This is a genomic window from Amycolatopsis sp. cg5 (assembly GCF_041346955.1).
Taxonomy (GTDB): domain Bacteria; phylum Actinomycetota; class Actinomycetes; order Mycobacteriales; family Pseudonocardiaceae; genus Amycolatopsis.
This window is the reverse complement of sequence record NZ_CP166849.1, coordinates 660,172-679,165: the sequence shown is the minus strand read 5'-3', so window position 1 is coordinate 679,165 and position 18,994 is coordinate 660,172. Positions and strand designations below refer to the sequence as shown.

The following is an 18,994-nucleotide window of genomic DNA, read 5'->3' as shown; positions in this document are numbered from 1 at the left end:
AACCGCCCGCAACGCTCACGACCCCAAATCCACCGGCAACGTGTCGACGCCGTACACGATCGACAACTGCCGATACGCCAAGTCCTCCGCTTCAACCGCGAGCCGCATCTGCGGGAACCGCCGCACCAGCGCGGGATAAGCCGCCCGCAGCTCCATCCGCGCCAGCTCGGCCCCGATGCAGCGGTGCACGCCCCAGCCGAACGCCAGATGCGGCGAAGCCGGCCGATCCGGATCGAACGTCTCCATCGAAGACCCCAGCGACGCGTCCCGGTTGGCCCCGGACAACGACACCAGCACGATGTCGCCCTTCTTGATCTGCACGCCCGCCACTTCGACGTCTTCGCGCGCGAACCGCGGGAACGCCATCTGCACGACGGTCAGGTACCGCAGCAGCTCCTCGACGAACGGCGCGATCGCCTCGTCGTCATCGTGCACGCGCTTGAACTGCTCGGGGTCGCGCAGCAGCACGATCGCGCCGAGCGCGACCATGCTCGCGGTCGTCTCCAGGCCACCGGTCAGCACGCCGTCGGCGAGCCCGGCCAGCTCCTCGTCGGAGATCTCGTCGCCGTGTTCCTTGACCAGCATGCCGAGCAGCCCGTCACCCGGCTCCGCGCGCTGCTTCTTCACGATCTCACGCAGGTACACCAGCGACTCCGAAATCGCGCCCAGTGACGCGCCGGCGCCGCCGAACAGGTCGAAGCGCGCGGTGCTCAGCCGCTGGAAGTCCTCGCGGTCCTCATACGGGACGCCGAGCAGCTCGCAGATCGTCAGCGACGGGATCGGGAACGCGAACGCCTGCATCAGGTCGACCGGGCCGTCCGCCTTCGCCATGGCGTCGAGCTGTTCTTCCACGATCGCGTGAATGCGCGGGGTGAGCCGGTTGAGCCTGCGCATGGTGAATTCCGGCGTCAGCAGTTTCCGCAGCCGGGTGTGCACCGGCGGGTCCGCGAAGCCGAGTCCGCCGGGATTCTGCTCCGCGGTCACCCCCGCGTTACCCACCAGGTTGGTGAAATCATTGCTGAAGTCGGCTGTCGCGCTCAGCACGGCCTTCGATTCCGCGTACCCGCTGACGAGCCACGCGTTGAAACCGAACGGCAGCGGCACCTTGCTGATCGGCTCGACCGCGCGGGTCGCCCCCAGTTCCGTGACCGGGTCCAGCCCGTTCCGGCGCAACGGCATGAGCGCGCGCTCGGGAAGAAACGAGATCTTCGACAGATCGAAACCCGACTTTTGCTTCCTGGCAAGGTATTTGCGTCCCACCCACGAGACAACCCGATCCCGCACATTCGACATAACCGCAGATTACCGGACTTTCCTTGAGACAATCCTCATCGGACACCCCGCAGATGTGTGATCAACAGCTCCGAGACCGCGGGCGCGGCCACCTCCGGCAGGAAATGCCCGCCCTCAGGCAGTTTTTCGAGCCGATACGGCCCGGTGACCCAATTCTTCGTGTCCTCGATCCCCGACGGCGCCACCGCCGGATCCTCACTCGCGATGAACAGGGTCGGCACGGCCACCCGATCGGGGTACCCCGTGAAATCGTTTGCCCGATACCAATTGAGCGCCGCGGTCAACGCACCGGGTTCACGCAATCGCTTGTTGTACTCGTCGACGTGCGCCGCCGGTGCTCCCGGAATGACCAACGGCTTCGCCAACAGCTCGTCCTCCGGGATCGGCGTCGGCCGCCGGAACCGGTCCATGTACTTCGACCGCTCCTGCTGGTCCGGATCCTCCCGCAACGCCTTCTCGAACGCGCCGAGATGCGGCACGGACACCGCGGTCAGCGACCGCACCCGTCCCCCGTAGCGCGCGGCCGCCACCCAGGCGACCGCCGCGCCCCAGTCGTGCCCGACCAGATCGAACCGCCCCCACCCGAGCGAGTCCGCGAACCCCCGCACGTCCCGCACCTGATGATCGAGCTGATAGTGCTCGATCCCGGCAGGCCGCACCCCCCGCGAATACCCCCGCTGATCGGGCGCCACAGCGCGAAAGCCCGCCCCCGCGAGCATCCGCAGCTGTGCCTCCCATTCGATCCCGAACTCCGGAAAGCCGTGCAGCAGCAAGACTTTCCGCCCCGTCTTCGGCCCGGCGGCGACGGCGTCGAACACCCCCGCCCTGGTCCGGATCGTGATCCGTTCCAGACATTCCGACGCCGCCGCGGTGCCGATGCTCGCCGTCCCCACGGCGACCATCGCCCCCACCGCCCCCCTCAGTGCTCCCCGCCTTGTGATCCCCATGGCCATAACCTTGGCCCGGCTCGCTCGCGCGGACCATGGGGTAAACCCCCGGTCTTCTCCTCAGGGTTACCCCCGAGACCGGGGTCGTGAGCGTTTTCGCCGGTTAGAACCGGCCGTACCACTCACGACCCCCGTTAGAGCTGGTTGACGTCGACGACCCGTACGACGGCCGCGCCCTCTTCGTCGGACGCCGCGAGGTCGACCTCGGCGCTGATGCCCCAGTCGTGATCACCGGCCGGGTCGTCGAAGATCTGCCGGACCTTCCAGACCCCGGGTTCCTTCTCGATGATCAGCAAAGCGGGACCGCGCGCGTCCGGCCCGGTGCCGAGCGTGTCGTGCTGGTCGTAGTAGTCCTCGATCGCGTCTTCCCACTCGTCGGCGTGCCAACCCGAAGCGCCGTCGAGCTGACCCAGCTCGTAGTAGTTGCGGCGGGCGGCGAGTTCGACGCGGCGGAAGAGCTGGTTGCGGACCAGCACCCGGAACGCGCGCTCGTTGCGGGTGACCGGCGGTGGGCCGTCGGGCAATGTCGGCGCGTGCGGGCCTTCGTCCTCGTCGGGGTTGCGGAGCGACTCCCACTCGTCGAGGAGGCTGGAGTCGATCTGGCGGACCATCTCGCCGAGCCACTCGATGAGGTCCTGCAGTGCCTCGGTCTTCGCGTCGTCCGGCACCGTGTGGCGCAGGGTGTCGAACGTGTCGGTCAGGTACCGCAGCACCAGGCCTTCGGAACGGGCCAGCTGGTAGAAGTTGATGAACTCCACGAAGTTCAGCGCGCGCTCGTACATGTCGCGCACGACGGACTTCGGCGACAGCTGGTAGTCGTCGACCCACGGGTGGCCCTGGCGGTAGCCGGCATAGGCGACCTGCAGCAGCTCCTCGAGCGGCTTCGGGTACGTGACGTTCTCGAGCAGCGTCATGCGCTCGTCGTACTCGATGCCTTCGGCCTTCATGGACTGCACGGCCTCGCCGCGCGCCTTGAACTGCTGCTGGGACAGCACCGGACGCGGATCGTCCACAATGGATTCCACAATGGACACCACGTCGAGCGCGTAGCTCGGGGACTCGACGTCGAGCAGGTCGATCGCTGCCAGCGCCAGCGGCGAGAGCGGCTGGTTCAGCGCGAAGTCGAACTGCAGGTCGACGGTCAGCCGGACGATCCGGCCTTCCGAGTCCGGTTCGGACAGCCGCTCGACCACGCCCGCGGCGAGCAGCGCGCGATAGATCGCGATCGCGCGCAGGATGAGCCTCCGCTGCGAAGCGCGGTCCTCGTGGTTGTCCTCCAGCAGATGCCGCATGGAGTCGAAAGCGTTGCCAGGCCGCGAGATCACGTTAAGCAGCATCGAGTGCGTGACGCGGAAGCTCGACGTCAGCGGCTCCGGCTCGGCTGCGACGAGACGCTCGAAGGTGCTCTCAGTCCAGTTGACAAAGCCTTCGGGCGCCTTCTTGCGGGTGATCTTCCGCTTCTTCTTCGGGTCGTCACCGGCCTTCTCAAGCGCCTTCGCATTCTCGATGACGTGGTCGGGCGCCTCGACGACTACGTAGCCGTCAGTGTCGTACCCGGCCCGTCCCGCGCGCCCGGCGATCTGGTGGAACTCTCGCGCCTTGAGATGCCGCTGACGCACGCCGTCGTACTTCGTAAGCGCTGAGAAGACCACTGTGCGAATAGGTACGTTGATGCCGACGCCGAGCGTGTCCGTCCCGCAGATCACCTTCAGCAACCCGGCCTGGGCGAGCTGCTCGACCAGGCGGCGGTACTTCGGCAGCATGCCTGCGTGGTGCACGCCGATGCCGTGGCGCACGAGCCGCGAGAGCGTCTTGCCGAACCCGGCGGTGAACCGGAAGTCGCCGAGCATCTCGGCGATGGCGTCCTTCTCGGCCTTCGTCGTGACGTTGATGCTCATCAACGTCTGCGCGCGCTCGATGGCGGCCGCCTGCGAGAAGTGGACGACGTACACCGGCGCCTGGCCGCCGTTGAGCAACTCGCTCATCGTCTCGTGCAGCGGGGTGAGCGCGTACCGGAAGGTCAGCGGCACCGGCCGCTGCGCCGAGGTGACCACCGACGTCGGCCGCCCGGTGCGCCTGGTCAGGTCCTTCTCGAAGTACGAGACGTCGCCGAGGGTGGCCGACATCAGCACGAACTGCGCGTTCTTGAGCTCGAGCAGCGGCACCTGCCAGGCCCAGCCGCGGTCCGGCTCCGAGTAGAAGTGGAACTCGTCGGCCACCACCTGCCCGACCGGGGCGTCCGAGCCGAACCGCAACGCGATGTTCGCCAGGATTTCAGCCGTGCAGCAGATGATCGGCGCGTCGGCGTTGACGCTGGAGTCGCCGGTCATCATTCCGACGTTCTCGGCGCCGAAGGTGTCGATCAGCTGGAAGAACTTCTCCGAGACCAGCGCCTTGATGGGCGCGGTGTAGAAGCTGCGCTTGCCCTGCGCCAACGCGGTGAAATGGGCGCCGACCGCGACCAGGCTCTTGCCCGAGCCGGTCGGGGTCGAGAGGATCACGTTGGCGCCTGAGACCACCTCGATCAGGGCCTCTTCCTGCGCGGGGTACAGCTCGAGCCCGCGCTCGGCCGTCCACGAAGAGAAGGCCTCGAACAGCGAGTCGGGGTCCGGATCTGCGGGAAGAGCGTCTGTGAGTGTCATCAGATGACCTATCGTGCCATCCGATGGTCGCCACTTGGCGAGGGGCGATCGCGGGCGAAACGCGAAACCCGTAGGCTTCTGCTACCGCGCACCGTTCGGGGGAACCTCCAAGCCTGCGCGCACACTGGCGGTAATTCCGGAGGACAGGAATGGCACAGGACATCATCCCGATCGAACTCGGGCTTCCGCAGGGCGACCTGGTCACCCTGTGGGCTCCGCGCTGGCGGGAAGACGGCGAGGAATGGGAAGCCTTCCTCGGCGACGAGGAAGACCTGTTCGCGTTCCCGGACGCCGCGCACCTAGCCGCGTTCGTGCGCACGGCCGAGCAGCACGATCTGACCGACCACCCCGCGTGGGACGTCGTGCCCGGCCTGAACGTCCCGGAGCTGATCCCGGACGACGACCACTCGTACGACCTGGTCGGCGTGCCCGAGCTGGCCGCGGGCGAGCCCGACTCGTGGACCATCTCCGAGCTGGCCGAGATCATCGGCATCGTGCGCTCGCTCGCGGACGTCTGCGAGCTCGACGACGTGCACGAGGTGCTCGACGGCAACGAGGCGTTCTCCCTGCTCGACCAGGGCACGCTGCCGTTCAGCGGCCGTGACGGCGAGAAGCTGTGGACCGCGCTGTCGGAGACCGTGTCCGAGAAGTGGGACATCGTGCTCGACGCCGTCGACAGCCTGGTCACCGTGCCGGACGTCGACGAGAAGGTGCTGGAGCAGACCGCGGAGGACCTGTCCGCGTTCCTCGCCGAGTCGGCCGAGGCCGAAGCGGCCGCCGCCGATGGCGAGCTGGACTCCGACGACGACGACGAAGAAGAGGCCGAGGACGAGGGTCCCGTCGGCTTCTGGGCCGAGGTCGGCATCGACCCGATCAAGATCATCACCGGTGGCAACGAGTACTACACCCTGCGCTGCTACCTCGACGACGAGCCGATCTTCCTCGGCTCCGACGGCGAGATCGACGTGTTCACCTCGGCGAAGGCGCTGGAGCGCAAGCTCGCCGACGGCGCGTCGCTGGCAGGCACCGACCTCGCCGAAGTGTCCACTTGGGAAGAGGTGCTCGCCAAGGCCACCGGCGGCGAGCTCGAGGTCGAGGTCGACGCCGAGAACACCTACGTGCTCACCGGCCTCGACGACGACATCGCGGCAGGCGTCGAAGCGATCGACCCGACCCAGCTGGAGCTGGCCGTCGAGCTGATCTCGGACGCGGCGGACTGGGCCGGCGACGAGGCCGTCTCCGAGGCGCTGGCCTCTTCGGAGGGCCTGAGCTTCCTGTTCAGCTTCATCCTCAAGCCCGAGCCGGGCAAGCTCAAGCCGAGTGCGCCGTTCGACGCGGAGCAGGCGGAGTGGCGCAAGCTCGTCGAGTCCTTCGAGGACCGTCTCAACGTCGGCTGATCGCGAAAACGTAGGATCCCCGGATGACTTCTGGGGATCTTGCGCGCGCGACCGCCATGCTCGACTCGATGCTGCTCGCGGACGGTCACAACGACCTTCCGTGGGAGCTTCGGGAAACCTCCGGGCCCAACCCGGTGGACGCGGTCGCCGGCACGGATCTCACCGTCCGGCAACCGCATCTCCACACCGACTTCGCGAAACTCGCCGACGGCAAGCTCGGCATGCAGTTCTGGTCGGTCTACGTGCCGTGCGAGTTCGAGGGGCACAGCGCCGTCACCGCGGTGCTGGAGCAGATCGAGGTCGTGCACCAGCTCATCGAGCGCTACCCGGACCGCCTCGCGCTGGCGGAGACGGCCGACGACGTGCTGGCCGCGCGCGCGAGCGGGCGGATCGCCTCGCTGCTGGGCGCCGAGGGCGGGCACGCCATCGCGGAATCCATTGGCGTGCTGCGGAGTCTGCGCAGGCTCGGCGTCCGGTACATGACGCTGACGCACAACTTCAACACCACCTGGGCCGACTCGGCGACCGACGAGCCGGAGCACGGCGGGCTCTCGGAGTTCGGCCGCGAGGTGGTCGCCGAGATGAACAAGATCGGCATGCTGGTCGATCTGTCCCACGTCGCGCCGAGCACGATGCGCGACGCGCTCGACCTCAGCACGAAACCCGTCATCTTCAGCCACTCCTCGTGCGTCGCGGTCAACGCGCACCCGCGCAACGTGCCCGACGATGTCTTGGCGCGCCTGGCGGGCAACGGCGGCGTCTCGATGGTGACGTTCGTGCCCGCGTTCGTCTCCCCCGCCGTGTATTCGTGGGAGAACGACCTGCGCGAGGCCATGGAGGCGGCGGGCCAGGAGTACCGGAACGTGGGCGCTCGCAAGCGTTTCGCGGCCGAGTGGGACGGCCCGGCCAAGCCGGAGGCGACCGTCGCCGACGTAGTCGCGCACATCGAGCACGCGCGCGAGGTCGCCGGCATCGACCACATCGGACTCGGCGGCGACTACGACGGCGTCGGCAAGCTGCCGGTCGGCCTGGAGGACACCTCCACCTACCCGGTGCTCTTCGCCGCGCTGCTGGAGCGCGGATGGAGTGAGGCCGACTGCGAGAAGCTGGCCGGCCTCAACACCCTCCGCGTTCTTAAGGACTCTTAACCAACGGGAGCGACGCCCGGCGTGACCGGGCCCGCGTCGATGGTGTTGTTGCCCGGCGCGGCGTCCACGGAACCGAAGGTCCACGGCAGCTCGACGTTCGGGTCGCTGTAGTCACCACGCGGGTTGTACTCCTGCGGCGCGGTGAACGTCAGCGCCAGCGGCGTCTCCTGCTGCTCGTCGATGGCGCTCCAGTGCAGCGGGATGTAGGCGGGCGAACCCTCCGACACCTTGACGTTCGGCGCGTCGTCGCGGTCCCGGTTGTCGATCAGCACGTCACGTGCGCCGACTAGGTCCAGCGCGAGCGAGCCGGGCAGCGTGCAGCTGACGCCGGGCTTCGCCGTGAACTGGACGGCCGCGTAACGCTGACCGGCACCCGCACCCCCGTAGACCAGGTTCGTGTCGAGATCGCCCGCCGTGCAGTGGAAATCGGTCGGCATCGCCATCGCCGTGCCCGCGCTGAGCGCGGTGGCGGTGAGGGCGGTGGCGGCCAGGACGGTGATCGTGCGAGTAATCATGTGGTTTCTCCCTGTTGTCACTAGGAAGGATGCCCAGCACGCCTCCAGGTAAGCCTCGCCGTGGGATCCTTCACGATCAAGCAACCCCCATGTGGGTGAGACGTCCTTAGTCGTGGGTAAAGCGCTCTGCCCGTACCGGAATCAGGCCGATGGCGAGCAACGGGAACACCGCCGCGATGACGAACGCGAGCGCGTACCGCGTGTCCCCGATGACCAGTCCCAGCAGCGGCGGAGTCAGTGCGGCCGCGACGTTCTGGGTGGTGTTCTGCGCACCCATCGCGCGGCCCGCCCAGTCAATTCCCGCCAGCTCGGCGGACGCTGTGAAGCCCAAACCGTTGTCGCTCACCGTGATCACCGCGGCGAGGACGAGCGCGATGATCACCAGCCAGGGCCACGTCCGGTCGCCGAGCGCGACCAAGAGCATCACGGCGGCGCTCGCGACGGCGAGCTGGCGCATCGGGCGCAGCCTGCTGCCGACGCGATCGGACCACCGGCCGGACACGAGCCGCCCCGCGGCGCCGAGCACCGCGACGGCCGCCAGGAACCAGCCTGCCGCCAACGGGCTCCAGTGCTGCACCGCGACCAGGTACACCGGCGCGAACGCGGAGACGGCGAACTGCGGGACGACGAGCAGCGAACTCGCGCCGTGCACCCGCCACAACGCGGGTTTCCGGTACGGCGACGGGGTTTTCCCGCGCTCGTGCCGCGGTGGGCGCGGCGGGTCGACGACGAAGCACGCCACGAGCACCGCCACCAGGATCGCCAGCCCGGCGGGCAGCAGCATGGCCGCCTGGAAGCCGTGGTGCGCGGCCAGCGGCGGCAGCCCGACCGCCGCGACACCGACGCCGAGCGGCTGCGCCATCTGCCGGATGCCCATGGCGAAGCCACGTTCCGCCGGCCCGAACCAGCCCATGACCGCGCGGCCGCTCGCCGCGTTGACGCTGGCGGTGCTGGCGCCTGCCAGCAGGAACAGGGCGAACAGCAGCGCCAGGTCGTGCGCGAAGACCGTGCTCAGCAGGATGAGCCCCGAGACGCCGAGTCCGATGGCCATGATCAGGCGTTCGCCGTAGCGGTCGGCCAGCGCGCCCCAGGCGATGAGCGTGACCAGCAACCCGGCACTCGGCGCGGCGACGACGGCGCCCGCTTCCGCCAGCGTGAGGTGTTCGGCGTCCCGCATGACGGGAACCAGGAACGGTAGGCCGTAAAGGAAGGCGCACGACGCGGTCTGCGCGGCGAGGCCGAGCGCGAGGATGACCCAGCGTCGTTTACTCGCCGTGGCCGCCACCTGCGTCATCACGATCACCGTCCCAGAATATAGGATGAACTTCCTACATCCTGAACTTTACTTCGCAACACTAAGCATCACAAGTGACGTCAGGGTGACAAGAGATCGAGGAGTTCGCGGCGCTCATCGGGGTCGAGGAAGGCGGATTCGGCCGCGTCAATGGTGAATCGGCGCAGGTCGTCCATGGTGTAGCCGAAGGCTTCGGAAAGCGCGGCGAATTCGCTCGTCAGCGTGCAGCCGCTCATCAGGCGGTTGTCCGTGTTGACCGTCACGCGCAAGCCCGCGCGGGCCAGCAGGCCGAACGGGTGCGCCGCGATCGACGGCGCCGCGCCGGTCTGCACGTTGGACGAAGGGCAGAGCTCCAAAGGGATTCCGGCGTCCCTGACGTGAGCGGCCAACCGTCCCAAGTGGACCTCTCCGCCGGACAGCGTGATGTCGTCGGCCAAGCGCACTCCGTGACCGATTCGCTTCGCGCCACATACATGAATCGCTTCCGCGATCGACGCCACACCCGCCGCCTCCCCGGCATGAATAGTGAAATGTGCATTATTGGTGTCAAGAAATTGAAAAGATTCCAGAAAACGCGACGGTGGGTAACCGGCTTCGGGCCCGGCGATGTCGAACCCGGCGACTCCGGCGTCGCGGTAACGCACCACCAGAGCCGCGATTTCCCGTGCGCTTTCGTGCTGCCGCATCGCGCAAAGTACGGAGCGTGCTCGAATTCGCCGCCCCTGACGTGCGGCTCGTCGCTCACCGTCAGCAAAACCGGCCGAAACCGCCTCTATCGCCCCTTCGAGTGATAGTCCCCGTTCGCGAAAGAGTTCGGGCGCATACCGCACCTCAGCATGGACGATGCCGTCTTCCGCGAGATCCTCGACAGCCTCCGCAGCCACTCTGACCAGCGCGTCTTCGCTCTGTAACACGCCACACGTATGGGCGAATGTCTCGAGGTACGAGACGAGCGAGCCGGCGTCCGCGGCGTCCCGGAACCACCTTCGGAGCGCTTCGGAGTCCCCGGACGGGAGGGCCTTATACCCGATCGCGTCGGCGAGTTCGATCACGGTACCCGGACGGAGCCCGCCGTCGAGGTGATCGTGCAGCAGCACCTTGGGCATGCGGCGAATGTTTTCGGTCGTCACAGGGGTTTTAGACCGCATAGAGCAACCTTACTCACGAAGACATTCCCCTACATGGACGCAAGCCTCGAGCTGAACTTAACCCTCAGCTTTGTCGATCATGGACTGAATCGGCCAACGGGGGTAGACAGGCTTCACGGGGGCCATACGTACGGCAATTCCGCAAAAGATAAGCTTCAGTCCAGTCCCTTCCCATTTCCCCGCCCGACGAAGGACACCGCAGTGACCACTGACAACAACATTGCCGCCCCGTCATTCGACCGGATGCGCAACATGCTGGTGCGCGCGGCCGAAGTTCGTGAGAGCGAGCAGCAGCAGATCTTCGACGCGCTCGACGACATCTACGCCCGTCTCGCGCCGGTCGACTCGCTCGGGGCGGTGCGGAAGCGACTCTCCGAACTCCCCGACCGCACCGAGGTCAGCGTGCTGGCCGAGCGCCTCGACGAGGCCATGACGCGGCTCGAAGCCCAGGACAACGCCCTCTCCGACATCGCACGCGCGGTCGAGAGCATCGTCGACAAGCTGGCCAAGCCCTTCGCCCAGCTCGACGGCCGCCTCGACGGCATGGCCGCCCGCTTCGAAGGCGTCGCGGGCCGCATGGACGGCCTCGAGGACAAGCTCCAGAACATCCACCGCCGCATCGACGAGGTCGGCGCGCACCTCGACAAGCAGGACGCCAAGGTCGAGGCCCTCCCGGCGCTCGTCACCGGCCCCGTCCGCGAGCGCATCGAGCTCTCCGAGTCCACGCTCCGCGAGCGCATCGACTCCACCGACGCCGAGCTCCGCTCCAAGGTCGAAGAGCTCGACCGCAACACCAAGGAGCGCATCGGCGCCAACACCGAGGCACTCAAGACCGCGCTCACCGAGACCGGCGAGATGATCGACGCCTCCGAGCGCCTCGACGGCCTCGGCGACCGCCTCGAGAAGGTCACCCTCCGCCTCGACGAGCTCGCCAACCGCCTCGACAAGGTCGAAGACGGCTTCACCTCCCAGCTCGGCGACCTCGACGGGTCCATCAAGAGCGGCCTCTCCAAGGTCGAGGGCACGCTGTCGAAGCAGCCGGACACCGACTCGGTCACCTCGCTGGTCCGCAAGAGCAACGAAGAGTCCGAGCGCCGCATCGGCGGCCAGCTCGACGAAGCCATGGCCACCTTCGCGGAGCTCATGCTCGGCGGCGGCCCCGCCGCTCCCCAGCTCGCCCCGCCGCCCCCGGCCCCCCGCCAGCCCCGCCGCGCCGCCCGCAACGGCCGCGCGCCCAAGGCCACCGTGGACGCCAAGGCCAAGACCAACGGCGAAGTCACGGACGACTCGGCCGAGTAGTAGGCTTACGTTTCGTAAGGTGCCCTTCCCTACCAACCCGGGGAAGGGCACCTTCGTATTTGGGGGGTCTCAGCGAGCCCGACGGAGTTGCTTTTGGGCCGCCAGGTGTCCCAAAACCAACTCCGTCAACCCCACCCCGGCTCTCGAAGCTTCGGCCCCTTGTCCTGAGCAGCCCCCAAATCCACGCTACCGCCCACCCCCGACACAAAAGCCCACCCAAGGTCAACAACCCCGCGTTGTCCACAGCCCGCCCCGACTGTGGACAACCCACCCCAAGTTGATCTTGATCACCCTCCCGCCCCAGGGTCGCCGATAAGCTGGACGTGGGGCCGGCCCCCTGGGAGTGGCGGGGGCTGGGAATAGGCGGTTGAGGGCGTTCAGCCGTGAGCGTGGGGTGGTCAGCCGCGCAGGGTTTCCAGGACCAGCGGTGTGGCCTCGGGCGCCTCGTCCGCGACGGTGAAGGCGCCGTCGAGCGAAGCCAGGGCCGCGGGGACCGCCTCGGGCGTGTCCGTGTGGAGCTCCAGCAACGGGTCACCGGCCGAGACCGGGGCGCCGGGCTTGGCGAGGCAGAGTATCCCCGCGGCGGCTTGCACCGGGTCTTCCTTGCGGGCGCGGCCCGCGCCCAAGCGCCAGGCGGCGACGCCGACCGAGTAGGCGTCCAGCGAAGCCAGAACGCCGGAGTGCGGGGCCTTGACCACCTCGACGTGGCGAGGCCGGGGCAGCGGGGCGGAAGGATCGCCGCCCTGGGCTGAGATCATCGCGCACCACACGTCGTAGGCCTTGCCGGAGGCGAGTACCGCAGCTGGGTCCACATCGGACAGACCGGCCAGTGCGAGCATTTCACGGGCCAAGGCCACGGTCAGCTCGACGACGTCGGCCGGGCCGCCGCCGCGCAGGACGTCGACGGACTCCGCCACCTCGACCGCGTTGCCGACGGCCGAACCCAGCGGGGTGCTCATGTCCGTGATCAAGGCCGAAGTCGCGACGCCGTGTGCGACGCCGATTTCGACGAGCTGCGAAGCCAAGGCGCGAGCCTGGTCGAGGTTCTTCATGAACGCGCCGGAGCCGACCTTGACGTCGAGCACGAGGCCGGAGGCGCCTTCGGCGATCTTCTTGCTCATGATCGAGGAGGCGATCAGTGGCACTGATTCCACTGTGGACGTCACGTCGCGGAGCGCGTAGAGCTTGCGGTCGGCAGGCGCGAGGCCTTCGGTGGCCGCGCAGACGACCGCGCCGACCGAGTCGAGCTGGGCGATTATTTCCGATGTGGACAGTGCGGCGCGCCAGCCGGGGATGGACTCGAGCTTGTCGAGGGTGCCGCCGGTGTGACCGAGGCCGCGGCCGGAGAGCTGGGGCACGGCGGCGCCGCAGGCCGCGACGAGCGGGGCGAGCGGGAGGGTGATCTTGTCGCCGACGCCGCCGGTGGAGTGCTTGTCGACCGTGGGGCGGCTGACGTGCAGCGACAGCCGCTCCCCCGAGTCGATCATCGCGCCGGTCCAGCGGGCGATCTCCCCGGAATCCATGCCACGCAGGAAGATCGCCATCGCCAGCGCCGACATCTGCTCCTCGGCGACCACGCCGCGGGTGTAGGCGTCGATGACCCAGGCGATCTGCTCGTCGCTGAGCCTGTCGCCGTCCCGCTTCGCACGGATCACGTCGACAGCGGTGAAGGTTTCGCTCATGAATACAAGCTACAGCGACGCGCAGCGTCTCCGTTGAGGGTGGCGGTGGGTGACGGGTGGGGACTCTAAGCGGGGAGGTGCTCCGGTCCAAAGGCATCCGGAAGCACCGACGACATCGGCAAAATCCCGCTCGGAGTGTCCACAAGGCACTCCGGGCCGCCGAGTTCGTACAGGACCTGACGGCACCGTCCACACGGCATCAGCAGGTCACCGGCGCCACTGCGGCAGGCCACCGCGACCAGCCTGCCGCCGCCGGTCAGCCGCAGCTGACCGGCCATCGTGCACTCGGCGCACAGCCCGAGCCCGTACGAGGCGTTCTCGACGTTGCAGCCCAGCACGAGCCGCCCGTCGTCCACGATCCCGGCGACGCCGACGTGCAGGCCCGAGTAGGGCGCATACGCGCTCGCCGCCGCCTCGACGGCACGAGTGCGCAGCGCGTCCCAATCGATGTTCATCAGCCCTCACCGCGTCGGAAGATCTGGCCGACGTACTTCGGCATACGAAGTCGTTGCGCCGCAAGGGAAAGTACGAGCAACGTCACCACGTACGGTGCTGCCGAGACCAGCTCGGGCGGTGCCTTGTCCGTCGTCGCGAACCACAGGATGAAGGCCGCGCCGAGCACCGCGGCCACCGACGCGACCGCGAAACGCTTGGCGCGCAACTGGATGAACGCCAGCACCAGCAGCGCGAGGCCGAGCAGCAACAGCAGCGCGTGCACGGATTCCTCGCCACGCAACTGCATCGCGTCCGTGTACCCGAAGAGCCCGGCGCCAGCGGCCAGGCCGCCGGGACGCCAGTTGCCGAAGATCATCGACGCGAGGCCGATGTAACCACGGCCACCGGTCTGGCCGTCGCGGAACTGGCCGGAGCTGACCGCGAGGATCGCGCCGCCGAGACCCGCGAACGCGCCGGACGCGATGATCGCCGAGTACTTGTACTTGATCACGTTGACGCCCAGCGACTCCGCCGCGTGCGGCGCTTCGCCGCAGGACCGCAGCCGCAGACCGAACGGGGTCTTCCACAGCACGTACGCGGTGCCCGCGAGCAGCAGCACCGCGAGGATGGTCAGCAGTGACAGCCCGGTGGTGAGCCCACGCAGCAGACCGGCCACATCGGACACGAAGAACCAGTGCTTCTGCTCCAGGTCACCGAGCAGCGACGACAGTCCCGGGACGGACACCTTCTGGACGTCGTCGACCGGCGGCGACTGCTTCTGCCCGCCACCGGGCGCCTTCGCGAAGTACAGCTTCGCGAGGAACAGCGTCAGGCCGGGCGCCACCAGCGTGATCGCCACACCGGAGATGATGTGGTCGACGCCGAAGGTCACCGTCGCGACCGCGTGGATGAGGCCGCCGAACGCGCCGAGCACGACGCCGGCCAGCACGCCGACCCACGGACCCCATTGGTAGCCGGCGAAACCGGCGCCCCAGGTGCCGAGCACCATCATGCCTTCGAGACCGATGTTGACCACACCGGCGCGCTCGGACCAGAGCCCGCCGAGACCGGCGAGCGCGATCGGCACCGCGGCGGTCAGCGCCGCGGCGACCGTGCCGCTCGACGTGAGGTCGTTCGCCCCGGTGAGCACCCGGACCAGCGACACCACCGCGAGCGCGGCGACCGCGATGTAGAGATAGATCATCGGCGACAGCTGCCGCTTCGACGCCACGGGTGCCGCCTCGACGCCCGCGCTCAATCCTCCGGCGCTCATGCCGACACCTCCGCCGCGGTCTTGGTCGTGCCGAGCGCGCGTCCGACGTCACGCTGTTCGAGCTTGAGCCGGTAGCGGCGCACGAGCTCGTAGGCGATGACCACCGAAAGCACGATGATCCCCTGCATGATCACCACGATCTCCTTGGGCACACCGGAAATGTCGAGCACGTTGGAGCTCTGGTCGAGCACGCCCCACAGGAACGCGGCGAACGCCATGCCGACCGGGTGGTTCCGGCCGAGCAGCGCGATCGCGATACCGGTGAAGCCCAGCCCGGCCGGGAAGTCCAGCGCGTACGAGTACGACGAGCCGAGCAGCTGCGGCATGCCGACCAGCCCGGCGATCCCGCCGGAGATCAGCATGCTCGCGAGCACCATCTTCTTGACGTTCACACCGCTGGCGACCGCGGCGGACTCGGACAGGCCGGTCGCCTTCAGGTCGAAGCCGAACCGGGTCCGGTTGAGCATGAACCAGTAGAGGAACCCGACCAGCGCGGCCAGGATGATCAGGCCGAAGATCTTCGACGACGACCCGGTGTACGCGAAGCCGGGCACGCGCCCGCCCTCGGTGATCGTCGCGGTGCCGATGTTGTTGCTACCGGCCACCTTCACGGCCAGCCGGTCCGCGTTGAGCAGGTACGCCACGATCGCGGTGGAGATCGCGTTCAGCATGATCGTCGAGATGACCTCGCTGACGCCACGCGTCACCTTGAGGAAGCCGGCGATGCCCGCCCAGATCGCGCCGACCGCCATGGCGGCGATCAGGGTCAGCAGGATCCGCACGAACGACGGCATCCCCGCCAGGAACGACGAACCGGCGAACGCCGCCGCCAGCATCGCCGCGAGGCGGTACTGGCCGTCGACGCCGATGTTGAACAGCCGCATGCGGAAGCCGATGGCGACCGCGACCGCGGACAGGTAGTAGGTGGTCGCGCTGTTGATCGAGTTGACCAGCGTGCGCGGCCGCTGCACCGACTTGACCATCTGGTCGAGCACGTCGATCGGCGGGTGCCCGGTCCCGGCGAGGATCAGCGAGCACACCAGCAGCGCGAAGACCAGCGCGGCGACCGGCGCCGCCAGTCCCAGCGAGATCGAGCGGACTGAAAATCGTCCCATCAGGACACTCCCTCGCCCGCGCCGGTCATCGCGGAGCCGAGCTCCTCTGGCGTGACCGACTTCGGGTCGTATTCGGCGACGAGCTTGCCGCGCAGGATGACCGCGAGCCGGTCGGACATGCCGATCAGCTCGTCGAGGTCGGCGGAGATCATGAGCACCGCGAGGTGCTCGGCGCGGGCGCGGCGGATGTGCTCCCAGATGGCCGCCTGCGCGCCGACGTCCACCCCGCGCGTGGGGTGGGAGGCGAGCAGCAGCACCGGGTTCCCGCTCATCTCGCGGCCGATGATCAGTTTCTGCTGGTTACCGCCGGACAGCGACGCGATCGCGACCTCGATGCCCGGCGTCCGGACGTCGTAGTCCTTGACAATGCGCTCGGTGTCCTCGCGCGCGTTCTTGCGGTCGAGCAGCAGCCCGCCCGCCTTCACGCTGGGCGCCTTCGTCTGGTGCCCGAGAATGCGGTTCTCCCAGAGCGTGCCCTCCAGCAGCAGGCCCTGGCGGTGCCGGTCCTCCGGCACGTACGCCATACCGGCGTCGCGGCGGTCGCGTGTGGACTCCTTGGCGAGATCCTTGCCCTGCAAGGAAACCCGGCCTGCGGCGAGCGGGCGGATACCCATCAGCGCTTCGACCAGCTCGGCCTGCCCGTTGCCTTCGACACCCGCGATGCCGAGCACCTCGCCGGCGTGGATGGTGAACGACATGTCCGCCAGCACGGTCCGGCCGTCGGAGCCGGTCACACTCAGCCCCGACACCTCGAGCACCGGGGTGTCGGTCACGGTCGACTCGCGCAGCTCCGGCACCGGCAGCGCGCTGCCGACCATGAGCTCGGCGAGCTGCCGCGCGGTGACCTCACCGGGTTCGACGCTCGCGACGGTGGTGCCGCGGCGGATGACGGTGATGTCGTCGGCGACCGAGAGCACCTCGTCGAGCTTGTGCGAGATGAACAGGATGGTCAGGCCCTCGGCCTTGAGCTCGCGCAGATTGCCGAAGAGTTCGTCAACTTCCTGCGGCACGAGCACGGCGGTCGGCTCGTCGAGGATCAGGATGCGGGCGCCGCGGTAGAGCACCTTGAGGATCTCGACCCGCTGCCGCTCACCCACCCCGAGGTCGTCGACGAGACGGTCCGGGTCGACGCCGAGGCCATAGCGCGCGGAGATCTCCTTGATCTTCGCGCGGGCGGCCTTGAAGTCCAGCGACATGCCGGTTTTGGGCTCGGTGCCGAGCACCACGTTTTCCAGTACGGTGAAGTTGTCGGCCAGCATGAAGTGCTGGTGGACCATGCCGATCCCGGCGGCGATCGCGTCGGCCGGGTTGTGGAAGGTCACTTCGGCGCCATCGATGCTGATGGTGCCCTCGTCGGGCCGGTGCATCCCGTACAGGGTCTTCATCAGTGTCGACTTGCCCGCGCCGTTCTCGCCGACCAGCGCGTGCACTGTGCCGCCCCGCACCCCGACGTTGATGTCGGAGTTGGCGACGACGCCGGGGAACCGTTTGGTGATGCCCTTGAGTTCAACGACGTAACTGGGTTGCCGTGGTGCGGCTGAATCCTCGCTGATCGTGCACGCTCCTCACGAACGGTGACGGGCCCGAAGCGGGTTAGCCGCTTCGGGCCCATCTGTACTACCAGATCTTAAAGTTGCGACGAAATTACTTGGTCGCGGGGACCTTGATCTCGCCCGACGTGATCTTCGTCTTGTAGTCCTCGAGCTGGGTCTTGATGTCGTCGATCTTGCCGCCGCTCGTGGCGTACTCCACACCGCCGGCCTTCAGGTCGTAGACCTTGTTGCCCGCGACGAACTTGTTGTCCTTGACGGCCTTGATGAAGTCGTAGACGGCCAGGTCGACCTTCTTGACCATCGAGGTGATGATCACGTCCTTGACGTCGGCCAGCGCCGGGAGGTTGTACTGGTCGGAGTCGACACCGATGCCCAGCTTGCCCTTGGCCTTGGCGGCCTTGAAGGCACCGCTGCCCGAGCCACCGGCCGCGGCGTAGACCACGTCGGCACCCTGGTCGAACTGGCCGTTCGCGGCGGTCTCACCCTTGGCGGGGTCGTTGAAGCCGGTGAAGTCCGGCGGCTGGGTCAGGTACTTCGACTGCACGGTGATGCCCGGCTTGGCGGCCTTGGCGCCCGCGGTGAAGCCGACCTCGAACTTCTGGATCAGCGGGGTGTTCACACCGCCGATGAAGCCCACGTTGCCGGTCTTGCTCTTCAGCGCCGCGGCGACGCCGACCAGGAACGAGCCCTCGTTCTCGGCGAAGGTCAGGTTCGCGATGTTCGCGCCGTCGTCCGTGCCGGGGGTGAAGTCGTCGACGATCGCGAACTTGATGTTCGGGTTGTCCTTGGCGACCGCGCCGACGGCCTTCTGGTACGCGAAGCCGATCGCGATGATCGGGTTGTAGCCGCCTTCGGCGAGCTGACGCAGCCGGTCTTCCTTCTGCGCGTCGGTCTCGCCCGCCGCCGCCTCCAGCTCCTTGACCTCGACGCCGGACTCGGCCTTGGCCTTGTCCAGGCCGCGCGCCGCCGAGTCGTTGAACGACTGGTCGCCGCGGCCGCCGATGTCGTAGGCCAGGCCGACCTTGACCGAGCCCTGGGCGCCGCTGCTGGCGCCGGGTTCCGGCGTCGAGCCGCTGCCACTGTCCGAACCGCTGCAAGCCGACAGCGTCAGCAGACCGGCCATGGCCACCGCCGCCAGCGCGGTTCCACGCATGCGAAGCAAGGTGTGTCTCCCTCCCCGCCGTTTCAGCGGATGTTCGAGAACGAATCCGCGCAGGGATGCGCGGTTCGACTGGCGAACCGTACCCGCATGG

General features: G+C 68.1%; 15 protein-coding genes. 3 read left to right on the top strand and 12 right to left on the bottom strand.

Features of this window, described 5'->3' with window-relative positions; all coding sequences use genetic code 11:
• Positions 1-15 precede the first annotated feature (15 nt).
• The 3 genes from AB5J62_RS03430 to AB5J62_RS03420 form a co-directional block, all read right to left on the bottom strand.
• Complete coding sequence (locus tag AB5J62_RS03430; protein WP_370946621.1) at positions 16-1,293, bottom strand: cytochrome P450; 1,278 nt, start codon at positions 1,291-1,293, stop codon at positions 16-18.
• Positions 1,294-1,328: 35 nt separating this feature from the next.
• A complete protein-coding gene (locus AB5J62_RS03425; protein ID WP_370946620.1) occupies positions 1,329-2,195 on the bottom strand; it encodes an alpha/beta fold hydrolase in 867 nt (288 codons plus the stop codon).
• A gap of 179 nt (positions 2,196-2,374) precedes the next feature.
• The gene (locus AB5J62_RS03420) at positions 2,375-4,882 is read right to left on the bottom strand and encodes a DEAD/DEAH box helicase (protein ID WP_370946619.1); all 2,508 of its coding nucleotides are present in this window, start codon (positions 4,880-4,882) and stop codon (positions 2,375-2,377) included.
• Between the two features lie 149 nt (positions 4,883-5,031).
• On the opposite strand from AB5J62_RS03420, the gene AB5J62_RS03415 reads away from it, so the two are divergent.
• Complete coding sequence (locus AB5J62_RS03415) at positions 5,032-6,279, top strand: primosomal protein (RefSeq protein WP_370946618.1); 1,248 nt, start codon at positions 5,032-5,034, stop codon at positions 6,277-6,279.
• Positions 6,280-6,302: 23 nt separating this feature from the next.
• Complete coding sequence (locus AB5J62_RS03410) at positions 6,303-7,427, top strand: dipeptidase (RefSeq protein ID WP_370946617.1); 1,125 nt, start codon at positions 6,303-6,305, stop codon at positions 7,425-7,427.
• On the opposite strand, the gene AB5J62_RS03405 is transcribed toward AB5J62_RS03410, so the two are convergent.
• From AB5J62_RS03405 to AB5J62_RS03395, 3 genes are all read right to left on the bottom strand, one after another.
• Positions 7,424-7,942 carry a DUF4232 domain-containing protein gene (locus AB5J62_RS03405; protein WP_370946616.1) on the bottom strand — a complete coding sequence of 173 codons (519 nt, stop codon included), beginning with the start codon at positions 7,940-7,942 and terminating at the stop codon, positions 7,424-7,426. The genes AB5J62_RS03410 and AB5J62_RS03405 overlap by 4 nt on opposite strands.
• A 106-nt stretch (positions 7,943-8,048) precedes the next feature.
• On the bottom strand, positions 8,049-9,236 hold the full coding sequence (locus AB5J62_RS03400) for an MFS transporter (RefSeq protein WP_370950163.1): 1,188 nt from the start codon (positions 9,234-9,236) through the stop codon (positions 8,049-8,051).
• An 80-nt stretch (positions 9,237-9,316) separates the two neighbouring features.
• Positions 9,317-10,384 carry an adenosine deaminase gene (locus AB5J62_RS03395; protein WP_370946615.1) on the bottom strand — a complete coding sequence of 356 codons (1,068 nt, stop codon included), beginning with the start codon at positions 10,382-10,384 and terminating at the stop codon, positions 9,317-9,319.
• A gap of 201 nt (positions 10,385-10,585) precedes the next feature.
• On the opposite strand from AB5J62_RS03395, the gene AB5J62_RS03390 reads away from it, so the two are divergent.
• Positions 10,586-11,683, top strand: a complete 1,098-nt coding sequence (locus tag AB5J62_RS03390) for a PA containing protein (RefSeq protein ID WP_370946614.1) — start codon at positions 10,586-10,588, stop codon at positions 11,681-11,683.
• 398 nt (positions 11,684-12,081) lie between these two features.
• On the opposite strand, the gene AB5J62_RS03385 is transcribed toward AB5J62_RS03390, so the two are convergent.
• From AB5J62_RS03385 to AB5J62_RS03360, 6 genes are all read right to left on the bottom strand, one after another.
• Positions 12,082-13,365, bottom strand: coding sequence for a thymidine phosphorylase (locus tag AB5J62_RS03385; protein ID WP_370946613.1), 1,284 nt, complete (start codon positions 13,363-13,365; stop codon positions 12,082-12,084).
• Between the two features lie 65 nt (positions 13,366-13,430).
• Positions 13,431-13,820, bottom strand: coding sequence for a cytidine deaminase (locus AB5J62_RS03380; RefSeq protein ID WP_370946612.1), 390 nt, complete (start codon positions 13,818-13,820; stop codon positions 13,431-13,433).
• A complete protein-coding gene (locus AB5J62_RS03375) occupies positions 13,820-15,073 on the bottom strand; it encodes an ABC transporter permease (protein WP_370946611.1) in 1,254 nt (417 codons plus the stop codon). The genes AB5J62_RS03380 and AB5J62_RS03375 overlap by 1 nt, the downstream gene beginning before the upstream one ends.
• Positions 15,070-16,188 (bottom strand): ABC transporter permease, encoded by a 1,119-nt coding sequence (locus tag AB5J62_RS03370; RefSeq protein ID WP_370946610.1) that lies wholly within the window; start codon positions 16,186-16,188, stop codon positions 15,070-15,072. The genes AB5J62_RS03375 and AB5J62_RS03370 overlap by 4 nt, the downstream gene beginning before the upstream one ends.
• Positions 16,188-17,741, bottom strand: a complete 1,554-nt coding sequence (locus AB5J62_RS03365; RefSeq protein ID WP_370950162.1) for an ABC transporter ATP-binding protein — start codon at positions 17,739-17,741, stop codon at positions 16,188-16,190. Before AB5J62_RS03365 ends, AB5J62_RS03370 begins: the two co-directional genes overlap by 1 nt.
• Before the next feature lie 91 nt (positions 17,742-17,832).
• The gene (locus tag AB5J62_RS03360; RefSeq protein WP_370946609.1) at positions 17,833-18,894 is read right to left on the bottom strand and encodes a BMP family protein; all 1,062 of its coding nucleotides are present in this window, start codon (positions 18,892-18,894) and stop codon (positions 17,833-17,835) included.
• Between the last annotated feature and the right edge of the window lie 100 nt (positions 18,895-18,994).